The 11925-nt window shown below is 55.0% G+C and carries 11 protein-coding genes and 1 pseudogene; 8 read left to right on the forward strand and 4 right to left on the reverse strand.

Annotated elements, in window-relative coordinates; translation table 11 throughout:
- The 4 genes and pseudogenes from H7A81_RS21165 to H7A81_RS21180 form a co-directional block, all read left to right on the forward strand.
- Positions 1-190 (forward strand): annotated as a pseudogene (locus H7A81_RS21165) (hypothetical protein); the annotation flags it as partial.
- The gene (locus tag H7A81_RS21170) at positions 153-686 is read left to right on the forward strand and encodes an ABC transporter substrate-binding protein (RefSeq protein ID WP_255479007.1); all 534 of its coding nucleotides are present in this window, start codon (positions 153-155) and stop codon (positions 684-686) included. The pseudogene H7A81_RS21165 and the gene H7A81_RS21170, both read left to right, overlap by 38 nt.
- Positions 683-2002, forward strand: a complete 1320-nt coding sequence (locus H7A81_RS21175; RefSeq protein WP_182058632.1) for an NtaA/DmoA family FMN-dependent monooxygenase — start codon at positions 683-685, stop codon at positions 2000-2002. The genes H7A81_RS21170 and H7A81_RS21175 overlap by 4 nt, the downstream gene beginning before the upstream one ends.
- A 293-nt stretch (positions 2003-2295) precedes the next feature.
- Positions 2296-3615: an MFS transporter gene (locus tag H7A81_RS21180; RefSeq protein WP_182058633.1), complete on the forward strand. Its 1320-nt coding sequence runs from the start codon at positions 2296-2298 to the stop codon at positions 3613-3615.
- A gap of 2 nt (positions 3616-3617) precedes the next feature.
- Here H7A81_RS21180 and H7A81_RS21185 read toward each other — a convergent pair whose 3' ends face one another.
- Positions 3618-4250: a DapH/DapD/GlmU-related protein gene (locus tag H7A81_RS21185; protein WP_034827214.1), complete on the reverse strand. Its 633-nt coding sequence runs from the start codon at positions 4248-4250 to the stop codon at positions 3618-3620.
- A 132-nt stretch (positions 4251-4382) separates the two neighbouring features.
- Here H7A81_RS21185 and H7A81_RS21190 point away from each other — a divergent pair, with 132 nt between their 5' ends.
- Positions 4383-5285 (forward strand): ParB/Srx family N-terminal domain-containing protein, encoded by a 903-nt coding sequence (locus H7A81_RS21190; RefSeq protein ID WP_182058634.1) that lies wholly within the window; start codon positions 4383-4385, stop codon positions 5283-5285.
- Here the strand turns inward: H7A81_RS21190 and H7A81_RS21195 are convergent.
- Entirely contained in the window at positions 5275-6171 is an 897-nt protein-coding gene (locus H7A81_RS21195) for a LysR family transcriptional regulator (protein ID WP_034827218.1), read from the reverse strand. The two genes, H7A81_RS21190 and H7A81_RS21195, sit on opposite strands and share 11 nt — an antisense overlap.
- A gap of 93 nt (positions 6172-6264) precedes the next feature.
- Between H7A81_RS21195 and H7A81_RS21200 the strand changes: the two genes are divergently transcribed.
- Entirely contained in the window at positions 6265-7488 is a 1224-nt protein-coding gene (locus H7A81_RS21200; RefSeq protein ID WP_182058635.1) for an MFS transporter, read from the forward strand.
- A 51-nt stretch (positions 7489-7539) separates the two neighbouring features.
- On the opposite strand, the gene H7A81_RS21205 is transcribed toward H7A81_RS21200, so the two are convergent.
- Positions 7540-8634: an NADH:flavin oxidoreductase gene (locus H7A81_RS21205; RefSeq protein WP_182058636.1), complete on the reverse strand. Its 1095-nt coding sequence runs from the start codon at positions 8632-8634 to the stop codon at positions 7540-7542.
- A 105-nt stretch (positions 8635-8739) separates the two neighbouring features.
- Between H7A81_RS21205 and H7A81_RS21210 the strand changes: the two genes are divergently transcribed.
- Both H7A81_RS21210 and H7A81_RS21215 read left to right on the forward strand, forming a co-directional pair.
- Positions 8740-9648, forward strand: coding sequence for a LysR family transcriptional regulator (locus H7A81_RS21210; RefSeq protein WP_034827224.1), 909 nt, complete (start codon positions 8740-8742; stop codon positions 9646-9648).
- Between the two features lie 43 nt (positions 9649-9691).
- Positions 9692-10237: an NUDIX hydrolase gene (locus H7A81_RS21215; protein ID WP_182058637.1), complete on the forward strand. Its 546-nt coding sequence runs from the start codon at positions 9692-9694 to the stop codon at positions 10235-10237.
- Between the two features lie 90 nt (positions 10238-10327).
- On the opposite strand, the gene H7A81_RS21220 is transcribed toward H7A81_RS21215, so the two are convergent.
- Positions 10328-11925, reverse strand: a 1598-nt coding sequence (locus H7A81_RS21220; protein ID WP_182058638.1) for a TIM-barrel domain-containing protein, incomplete at its 5' end; no start/stop codon positions are given.

Genomic DNA, 11925 nt, shown 5'->3' on the forward strand with positions numbered 1-11925 from the left:
CGACAGCTTTGGTGCGTTGACCTGCGGACTGAACGGCCGTGAAGTGTGGCACGTCAGCGACTCGCTGCTGAGCGAGCAGGCGGCGAAACAGAACCTGCGTCTTAATGAGATGGACGAAGATCAAGACGGTGAAAGGTTCATCGGGTCAAAACATGGTGCTCAACGCGCTGCACCAGGCCGGTTTGCCTGATGACAGCGTTAACTTTGTTTTCACCACGCCTGCTGAGGCGACATTGGCATTGGATAACGGTGCCGTGGATGCGGTGGCGACATGGGAACCGTATGTCTCTTTTGCGGTGGCTCAGTCAGGTGATCGCATCGCCATTGACGGCAAGGAGGCACCGGTCTCCAACTATCTGGTGGCGACCGATAGCGCTATCAGCAATAAACGTGCAGAGCTGGCTGATTTCCGACAGCGTCTGATTCGCGCTCGCGCCTGGGGCGTGGCTCATCCGCAGGAGTATGCCAATGGCATCGCATCGTTACTGCGTCTGCCAGATGCCGTCGCCTTGAGTAAGGTTCAGCGTGAAAACAACGCTCCGGTGGAAGACTACACGCTGGTGGCGCAACGCCAGCAGGCTGCGATTGATACTTTCGCACGCAGCGGGTTAATCAAACCCGGCTTGCAGGCGAGCAGCCTGGTCGATGCGTCATTCTTTGCCAAAGCAGGAGCCACTAAACCATGATGAACCTGGCGCTGTACCTCGACTCAGGCATTCATCAGGGTGGCTGGCGTCATCCGCAAGCCGCCACGACCGGTGGCCGCAACTGGCCGCTGTACCGCAAAATTGCCCAACGCGCTGAAGCGGCAAAACTCGATATGATCTTTGTTGCGGATAAGCTGGCAATTGATGATGTGTATGGCGGACATCTGGCGCACACCGTGCAGCATCGCCAGGTGGGCTGGTCTGAGCCGCTCACCTTGCTGGCCGCGCTGGCGGCGGTCACCGATCATATTGGCTTAGGCGGCACCGTCTCATCCTCCTATTCCGAGCCCTATACCACCGCGCGACAGCTGGCCAACATCGATCACATCAGCGGTGGGCGCGCCGCGTGGAATGTGGTGACTTCATTAACCCATGCCGAAGCACGTAATTTTGGTCGCAGCCAACACTTCAGCCATGAGGATCGCTATCGCCGCGCAGCAGAGTTCATCGACGTGATGAAAGCGCTCTGGGACAGCTTCGAAGAGGATGCGTTGGTGGTGGAAAAAAGCAGCGCACGCTTTGCCGATCCGACGCGTTTCCACCGCTTCGACCATCAGGGCGAGTCTTTCGAGGTACAAGGACCGTTGAACCTGCCCCGTCCACCGCAAGGGCATCCGGTAGTGATACAGGCTGGTGTTTCTGAGGCGTTTATTGACCTGGCGGCCCAACACGCGGAGATGCTGTTTGTCGTGCAACCTAACCGGGAACGCGCACAGCAGTTCTACCAAACGATCAAGGAGCGTGCTCAGCACTATCAGCGACAGCCTGATCAGCTGCGAATCATGCCGGGATTAGTGCCGATTGTCGGCCACAGCGAGCAGGATGCACGCGACCGCGCTGAACACCTCAAATCACTGATCACCGTGGAATCCGGGCTCAGTTTTGTTTCTGCCAGCATGAACATCGATCTGTCACAGTATCCGGTGGATGGACCGGTGCCCGACTTGCGCGAGCAAATTACCGGCAGTAAAGGACGTTTTCAGTATGTGATTGCTAACGCCATAGAGCAGAAACTCACTCTGGGGGAGATGGCCAAACGCTATGCGGAGAGCTTGTCGTTCCCTTCACCGACTGGCACGGCGGATCAAATCGCGCAACAGATGATTGACTGGTATCAACATCAAGCCTGTGATGGGTTTGTGATTCTCCCCACCTACATTGATGAAAATGAAGATCTCTTCCTCAGCCAGGTGGTACCACGTTTGCAGGATGCGGGCGTGTTTCATCAGGATTATGCAGCGGGCACGCTGCGCGAACGCTTAGGCCTCGTGAAACCAGCTAATCGCTTTCATTGATGGATTTTGATCATCGCAAGTAATCGCAAAAAGTGGGTGTTTTGAGATTGCTTGCGATCATGAGTAGTTAACAGATGACTGGATGTCGCTCAGAGGTCATTTATATCCTTCGCACTATAAAAGAACGCTTATGTGATCATGCTGGTGCAGACAGACTTATAATGGGCGTCCTGATGGTCGCCCTCGCTACAGAAAGGTCTTACCTTGTATATCCGCGCTAATTGTTAGCAGCCTTACCATTCTGGCATCAGCTTTGCTTAATGATTCCTGTGTTCTTTTTCAGGAGTCGCGCTATGCAAGCATCCTCTACTCGCTACACTATTTTTTCACTGCTGTTTCTCATCGCGCTGATCAACTACGTCGACCGTGGCGCACTCTCGTTTGCTGCTAACGCTATCTCTCAGGAGTTTCTCTTCACCAAAGTTCAACTGGGTGCGGTATTGGGCTATTTCGGTTTTGGCTACCTGTTCGGCTCACTGTGTGGCGGATTTCTCGCTGATAGATTGGGCACCAAAAAAGTGTGGTTGATGGCGGGAATTCTTTGGTCCTTGCTGGAAATTGCCACCGCATGGGCCGGTGAAGTCGGCATGGCGCTGTTTGGTGGTTCAGCCATTATGGGGTTTGCAGCACTGCGCATCCTGTTTGGCTTCTCCGAAGGCCCGGCCTATGCGCTGATGAACAAAACCATCGCCCACTGGGCCCCGGATAATGAACGTGGTTTTGCATTGAGTATCGGCTTGCTCAGTACCCAAGTGGGTTCACTGCTGACCGCACCCATTGCCGTGGGCTTGCTGCTGTTAACCGACGACTGGCGCATGATGTTTATCCTGCTCGGTGCCTTCTCACTGCTGGCGATGTTGCTGTTTGCACGCAACTTTACCGACACACCGCTGCTGCATCCCCGCGCCAATACGGCCGAACGTCAGCTGATCATCAATGGACAAAAGCCTGAAAGCCAACATGAGGGTGCACTGCCGTGGTGGCGTTTCTTTACCAGTCGCACGCTGGTGTGCAACGCACTTGGCTATTTCAGTTTTCTCTATATCACCTTTACGCTGGTCACCTGGCTGCCTAAATATCTGCAAGATAACTTCCACTACGATCTACATTCGTTATGGTACGTGGCGATGATTCCGTGGAGCGGTGCCTGTTTCACTGTGTTGCTTGGCGGGCGTATAGCCGATCGTTTGCTGGCACGCTTTAACAACCTTCGTCTGGCAAGGAACGTCTTCGCAGCCGTCACGCTGTGCGCGACCGCCTGCTGTTTTATGGCGATTCCGTGGGTCAGTTCAGCGGCAGGGATCATCGCTCTGATGACGCTAGGTAACGCGCTCAATGCGCTGGTGAATAACGTGTATTGGTCGGTGGTGATTGATGTGACGCCAAAAGCTTCGGTAGGTGCTTACAGTGGCATGACGCTGGCGATAGCCAACCTTGCCTCCATCATCTCCCCGATGCTGTGCGGCTGGCTGGCGGAATATTACGGTTATAACGCCATGTTCACCGTTACCGCCTGCATTGCGTTTGGCAGCATGCTGGCGATGACGCTATTACAACCCGAGAAACGCCTGCAGGCTGATGCACCCAAAGTGGCAGCACAGCAGGCGATGTAATTTTACACCGCGTGCCGCTGGCAGAACGCAGCAATGTCTGGCGATTGGAAATCCGCCAAATGCGTCATCAGCTTCTCCAGCGGCCAGTTCCACCACGCAATCGCCTGCAACTGCGCCGCGATTTCTGGTGTGAAGCGGCCACGAATGGGTTTCGCAGGGACACCGCCCACAATAGTGTAAGGGGCCACATCTTTAGTCACAACCGCGCCAGCAGCCAATACTGCACCGTCACCGACAGTCACGCCCGGCAGCACAATGACGCCATGACCAATCCACACATCATTACCGATGATCACGCGGTCCTCGCGGCGATCGGCAAAGAAGCCTGCGTCACGCTGCGCCTGCGGGTCATAATATTCCGGGCAGTAGGTAAAACGATGCTGGGACGCACGATCCATCGGATGATTTGGCGCACCAATACGCACCTGATTGGCTATCGCGGTAAAGCGACCAATCTGCGCATCAGCGACACAACAGTGCTCGCCGAGGTAAGAAAAATCGCCCAACTCGCTATATTCAAGATAACTTTCGGCGAGGATCTCACATTGCTGACCAATGTGGGTTTCGCGCATACGCACGCTAGGATCGATGACGGTGTGTTGCAGTTTAGCCGGTTGGACAGCGGCAAGGGCCATAGCAAGCTCCAATGTGGTCAGAGGTCTGGATAACGGGTTGTAATAGGTCAAGCGCGAAGCACAACACTAAAGCGGCAAGATGACAGAAATGCTATCGTAGCGGCTTCGTTTGAGGCCATTTAAGGAAAGGGAATGAGAACACCGTGGTCACTGTTAGCTCTATTGTGGTCTTCTGGCCAGGCGTCAGCGGCACTGCCCGCTGATATCAAAGCAGGTGATATCGTGCAGGTGCAGTTATCACAATTGCATCCCACGCAAGCCGCGATTGGTTATCGCCAGTTGGATTACAAACTGCACCGTTACCAGGCCGATCCCAAAAAGCTGTTCGATGATTTTTGTGAAAGCATGGGGCAGAAAGGCGTAGACAAGTTCAACAGCAAATCACGCATCTCCGATCCTGACAGCTTCACCTGTAAAGCCCCGGTGGGTGCACAGCCAGGACCGATGAAAACTGCCGTCATCGCTCCGGATAATGCGCTCTATCTCACTGATGGGCATCACACCTTCAGTAATTTCGCTGATGTTGGTGGTTTGAAAACGCTGGTACAGGTGCGCATCACCAATGATTTCCGCAGTCTGAAAACGATGAATGCGTTCTGGCAGCAAATGGAAGCCGCCCATCTGGTCTGGCTGGATACGCCTAAAGGCAAAATCACCCCGCATGACCTGCCGAAAGAGTTGGGCCGTAAACACATGCAGGATGATGAATATCGTTCGCTGGTCTATTTCGTGCGCGATATCGGCTTTGAGAAAGAGGACAATCCGCCGCCGTTCCTTGAATTCTATTGGGGTAAATGGCTTGAGACTGAACTGCCGCTGAAATCATTCGATCTGCACGATCGCAAAGGCTATGGCGCAGCGGTCGCCGCCATTGCTGAAAAAATCACCGACGTACCTAAAGACACGGTGATTGCCCAGAGCGATGCCGGACCGCTCACCGCTGAAAAGTTGGGGGCGATGAAAAAGGTCAACGAGAAGAAACTCGATAAGATGATTTCTGCAGATGGCAAACTTGGCTGGGCGTTTAAACAATAACGCCACTGCCTCTGACTAAACCCAGAAAATTGTGCGCCGTTGCCGTCAATGCATGCTCATGCCAGGCCACCGCTAATCCGGTAGTCGGTACCGGCGCTTTTATCTGTTTAAAAACCACGCCTGATAAGCTGAATTGGCGCATCGATTCCGGCACCAGCGATACCCCTAACCCCGCAGCCACGACCGATAATATCGAAACGATATGCGGCGCGGGTTGCCCTTCTACCGGGGTGAAGCCCTGCTGGCGGCAGGCTTGCAGCACCGATTCACGCAAGCTGGTACCGCTCTCCTTCGGTGTCAAAATAAAGTGCTCGTCGCGCAACGACGGCAACGCAATTTTACCGCGTAAGCGCGCCTGCGGATGATTAAGCGGCAATGCAGCCACCAGCGGTTCCTGCAATAAGAGCTGAACCGTCACGTTATCCGGTATCGCGTTTTCCTGCCGTAGTAGCGCGATATCCAGTTGCTGATTGGCAAGCGCCTGAAGCAACACAATGGAGTTGGCCTCCATCACGTTCAGCATCACGTCGGGATAGGCCTGCCGGAAGGCGCGGATAAAACCCGGCACCAGCGGATTCATCCCCACGGTGCCCGTAAACCCTAAGCGCAACGAACCTGATTCACCTTGTGCGGCGCGGCGTGCAGCATCCACCGCCCCAGAAGCGATACCCGGCAGAGGCTGAACGGATTGCAAAAATGCACGTCCGGCCTCCGTCAGTTCCACACCCTGTGCAGTGCGGTTGAACAACGCATAGCCAATCTCCGTTTCGAGATCCTTGATTTGCATGCTGAGCGGTGGCTGTCCTATGCCGAGTTTCGCCGCTGCGCGCGTAAAATTACGCTCGCTGGCAACAGCAAGGAAGTAGCGTATGTGGCGTAACTCCATCTGTTTTATAGATACCTTTATGCAGCGCTATATATTGGACAGATGATAGGCGGCGCGGTAGCGTTGTGCAATCTTCGTTACCCTGGAATCACCATGAGCCGCTCGTTAGAAAATGTCCTGCCTGTCTCATCCCCTGCAACGTCCAGCATCGCGCGTGGGAGCAGTGAGTATCGCCGCGCGGGTATTGCTTTTTTCATGCTCGGACTCGCCAGCTTTTCACTGATCTACTGTGTACAGCCACTGCTGCCTGCCTTTACCCATGCTTTTGGCATCACGCCCGCGCAAAGTTCACTGGCGCTGTCGCTCACCACCGGCTTGCTGGCGGTGTCAATTTTGCTGGCAGGGGCATTTTCTCAGGCGGTCGGACGTCGTGGATTGATGTTCACGTCGATGGCACTGGCATCGGTCTGCAATTTCATCGCCGCCGTATTACCGAATTGGCATCTGCTTCTGGTCGCCCGCGCAGTGGAAGGCGTGGTGCTGGGCGGTGTCCCCGCGGTAGCGATGGCCTGGCTGGCAGAGGAGATCGACAAAAAAGATCTCGGTAAAACCATGGGATTGTATGTCGGCGGCACGGCGTTTGGCGCGATGGTGGGCCGCGTTGGCATGGGGTTGCTGACTGAATTCACCTCATGGCGCATCGCTATGGGTGTGCTGGGCGTGCTCGGTTTGGCATCAGCGATGGCGTTTGTGCTGCTTTTACCTGAATCGCGTCATTTCGAACGCAAACCGGGACTTAACCTCCACTTCCACTTTAAAGCCTGGTTCAGTCATCTCGGCAATAAGGGGCTGATTCGCCTGTATGCCACCGGTTTCTTCCTCACCAGTGTATTTGTCACGCTGTTTAACTACGCCACCTTCCGCCTCTCTGACGCGCCGTTTAACTTTAGCCAGACACAGGTCAGCCTGATTTTCTGCGCCTATGCGATTGGTATTGTCTCTTCCTCACTGTCGGGCAGCCTGGCCGATCGGTTTGGTCGTAAGCCGTTGCTCATTGCCGGTTTTCTGTTGTTGCTGGCCGGTATTTTGCTGACGGTGCCGGATAACCTGTTGTGTCTGATTGGCGGCATTATCCTGATCACCAGCGGTTTCTTTGTGGCGCACGCTGCGGCGAGCGGTTCCGTCGGCCCGCTAGCCGGTAACAATCGCGGCCATGCTTCGTCGCTGTATCTGTTGTTCTATTACATGGGTTCCAGCATTACGGGCTCGTTCGGCGGCTGGTTCTGGCTGCACGGTGGCTGGAATGCGGTAGTGGGCTTGACGGTGGTTATCGCGCTGGCAGGGTTGGCGTTAAGTGGATTGTCGCGGCAGGCGTAGTGTGTCAGGCGACTTATAATCGTCGCCTGACACGTTCAACTACGGACACGGCTAAGCCAGTTCGCAGTTTTTCACATCAGCAGAAGGGGCCAGAAGGTTGTTATCAAACTCACGTAAGGGTGCTGCATCACGGATACGTATCGGCCAGTCGGGATTGGCCAATGCACTTTTGCCCAACGCCACATAATCCGCCCCCTGCTCCAGCGCCTGAGAGGCGGCACGACTGTCTGACAGCGAACCATTCGCCACAATAGTCAGGCTTGGTGCCGCCTCTCGCGCTATCTGTACCAGCGAAAGCGCATTGTCCGCAAAAGCGGGTTGCAGTGCGTCGTATTCGGTGAGATGCAGGTAATCAATACCCGACTCAGCCAATAACCGAAACACTTGTTTTGCGCCCGCTTCCCCTTCTTGCCACTTATGATGGAAATCATTCACTTTGCCTTGTGAAATACGCACACCTAAAGTGACATCGTGGCCTATACGCTGGCGTACCGCGCGGATCACCGCCAGGGTCAGTGACAGGCGGGCAGCGATATCACCGCCCCAACGATCACCACGCTGATTGGTGTAATCCGTGAAGAATTGATCGAGCAGGTAGCCATTGGCACCGTGAATTTCAATGCCATCAAATCCCGCTACGCCAATGGCGCGCGCGGCGGTCTCGGCAAAACTGTCAATCGCCTGCTGAATCTGATCTTCGCTCATTTCTCCTGGCAACGCATAGTCGCCATGACCATGATAAAAGCCCAGCTGTTCGCCGCGCGGTTGCACGACGGAGGGAGCCAGGGTATCGCGTCGGTAAATATTGCCCTGGGAAATCGCACCGGCGTGCATCAGTTGCGCAATGATCTTGCCACCATACTGATGCACACCATCAGTAATGGCTCGCCAGCCTGCGACCTGGCGGCTATTAACCAGCCCCGCTTGAAACGCATACGTCTGCGACCAGGCTTCGTCGATATACAGCCCTTCGGTGATGATGGTGCCAAAACCCCCCCGCGCGAAACGTTCGTAATAGTGCTTCATGCGGTCGCCTGGTACGCCATCTACCGTGGCGGAGATACGCGTCATGGGTGCCACCATGATGCGGTTTTTCAGCGCGAGTCGATTTAATGTCCCGCTCTGAAATAAGTGTTTATCGGCCATTTGCTACATCGTGTTCCCTGATTATCGTCAGAGCGCATTGTAGTGTGTCGCTTTAGCGGCAAAAATGACCGAAGATGATACGTCTGTATAACGGAAATCGTTACAATGAACTCCAAAGATATTGAGGTTTTCCTCATGGTGTCGCAAACGCGCAGCCTGACGCAGGCGGCACGGCGGCTGAATACTACGCCGATGACGGTGTCGCGAAGGCTGGCCTCGCTGGAGGACGATCTCGGCGTGCGGCTGATGCACCGCACGACTCGCGCCATCGCGCTCACCGTCGAGGGAGAAGAGTTTCTGCCCTATGCGAAATCGCTGGCGGAAACCGAACAGAGTGCACGCAATCTGTTTTCACCACACCAGCAAGGTGCGACTGGCCAGTTACGAATTACGGCGCCTTCTGGCTTTGGTCGTCGTACTATTATTCCGCTGTTGCCTGCCTTGATGGAGGCCAACCCGGAACTGCGCATTGAGTTTCAGCTGAGCGATGACGTCACCGACCTGGTAGGGTTGGGCTACGATGTCGCTATCCGCATTGCGCCGCTGCGTGACTCCCGTTTAGTGGCTCACCGTCTGGCTAACAACCCGCGTATGCTGTGTGCTTCACCCGATTATCTTCAACGCTTCGGCACGCCTCAGACATTAAACGACTTACATCATCACAACTGCCTGCGACTCTCAGGCGTGGTGCAGTGGAGCTTCATCATTGATGGGCATATTTCGAGCTTAAGCGTGGAAGGCCGTTTCAGTGGCAGTAACGTGGAGGGGGTGCGCACTCTGTGCGTGGCGGGAAGCGGCATTGCTCAGTTATCTGAGTGGGACATCCGTGAAGAGCTCGCTTCAGGCGAGTTAATCGCCATTGAATTACAGGATGCTCAACCGCAGATGCTCGGTGTCTGGGCATTGTTCCCCACGACTCGTCAGTTGCCAGCACGGGTGACGGTATTTCTTCATGCTTTAAAACAAGCGATGGAAAAAACAGATAAGTTACCTGTCACGGCACCCCGTTTATAGGCTTAAATCGTTGACTCACTGATTCACTTCATGGAGGCCCCTTTTGAAACCAGAAATTCAAACCCTCGCATCAACGGAAATCTATCGCAACCGCTGGATGACGTTAAAGGAAGACAAAATTCAGCGTGCCGATGGCAGCGAAGGTCTCTATTCGGTGATCGAAAAAAACGATTTTGTCGTCATCCTTCCGGTGGAGCTGGACAGCATCTTTGTGGTGGAACAGTATCGTTATCCGATAAGTGAGCGCACCATTGAGTTGCCGCAAGGCAGCTGGGAGCTGGACCCTGGCGCTACACCGGAAGCACTGGCGGCGGGCGAACTGCAGGAAGAGACGGGATTGATTGCCGATCGTTGGCAGTACGTGGGCTATCAAAAACTGGCGCAGGGATACTCCGCGCAGGGTTATCACATCTATCTTGCCAGCGATTTACGCTATGAAGGGCGGAATCTGGATGCCGAGGAAGTCGGACTCACTGCACGCAAAATGAAAATCAGCGAGTTTCTGCAGCTCGTGCTGGAAGGTAAAGTGACCGATGCCACTTCAGTGACCGCGTTTTTACTGGCGCGGGCCAAAGGGTTGCTTGATTAAGCTGGGTAACGCACAGGGCCACATTGATGTCAGGTCGCTGTGCGTTTGAAGAGTGCGCATTGCTGCGCACTCCTCCCTGAACAATGACGCTTAGTGACTCGCTATCTCCGCCAACACTGCTTGCGCATCCGCCGCAGCAACCGCGACACCATCAATGTAAAGCTGGCGCCGTTCTCCGGCTGGTAAAGCAATTTGCAGCGTTTTCCATACTGGCTGATAATCCCCTTTACGCTGGAAGCTCAGGTGGATTGCCTCGGCATCGCTGCGCATTTCCCAGCTTAGCCACAGCGCATTACCCTGCTGATAACCCCAGGACTCACCGTCATCTTCAAACACCAGCCCGTTGCTCTCGCCTTTACCCTGTAATGGATAAAGTTGCAGCGTGCGACGGTCATCTGCTTGTGCATCAACATGACGCAGACGCTGGCTCAGTGGCAAGGCCGCACCGGCGCGCACCAGCATCGGCTGGGTTTCCAGTGGTGCTGGCAATGTAATCCACTGGCCGCCGCTGTACCACTGCTGGGTCGCAAAGTCATACCAGCCAGTTTGGTTATCTGGAAGCCACAGAGTGCGTTCACGCTGACCGGCTTCCACCACGCTGGCCACCAGCAAATCGCGACCCAGCATAAACTCATCGCACTCGGCGAAGGTCTGTTTATCCTGCTCATGGTCGAGGAAGGTTGGGCGCAGCATCGGTTCATCATCGGCATGCGCTTGCCACAAAAGGGTATACAGATACGGCAGCAGGCGATAGCGCAGTTCGACCGCAGCACGAATCGCAGGCGTGACCGACGGATACATCCACGGCTCATTCACCGTGTGATCGTCATTCCACGAGTGAATGGTGAAACGCGGGTGCATCACGCCGTTTTGCACCCAACGCACAAACAGTTCAGCGTCCGGCTTATCACCTGAGAAACCGCCGACATCGTGCCCCACGTTATACAGACCCGACAAGCTCATCCCCAGGCCCATGCGAATGTTGTAGCGCAGTGATGTCCAGTTAGTACGGTTATCACCGCTCCAGGTTTGCACATAGCGTTGCATGCCGGCGCAGCCAGAACGCGAGATCAGGAAAGGACGTTTCTCTGGCGCGAAACGCTGCTGCGCTTCCATCGACGCACGCATCATCAACAACGGCATCACCGGGCGAATATGCTTGATGGCGATGGGCGTACCAAAGCCGTGGCAACGCGCTTCGCCGTCCCACACTTCATATTCGTTGTTGTCATTCCAGGTCGAATCGATGCCCTTCGCCAGCAGCTGTTGGGTGACGTTCTCCTGCCACCATGCCACCGCCTGGGGATGGGTGAAGTCAAGGTGTGAACCTTCGTCGTCCCAGAACACTGAACGCTCTGGCGCTTCTTCTTCTGAATCGCGAATAAACAAGCCCTGCGCCGCGACTTCTTCGTAGCGCGGATGGTCCTGCAACAGGCAAGGTTTGATGTTGGCAGCCAGACGCAAACCGGCATCGTGGAACGCCTGGCTCATCACTTCCGGCTGTGGCACTTTGTCGTAGTTCCAGTTGAACACGTAGCGCTTGTTATTGATCGAGGTGTAACCCGATGACAGCTGGAAAGAGTCGCACGGAATATCATGCTGTTCGCACAGGCGAATGAAGTTCATCAGCTGGTTTTGTGCATCCGGTGCATCGGTGTAGTGCATGGTTGAGCCGCTGTAACCGAGGC

Source organism: Pantoea sp. ME81, assembly GCF_903970985.1.
Taxonomy (GTDB): Bacteria; Pseudomonadota; Gammaproteobacteria; order Enterobacterales; family Enterobacteriaceae; genus Pantoea; species Pantoea communis.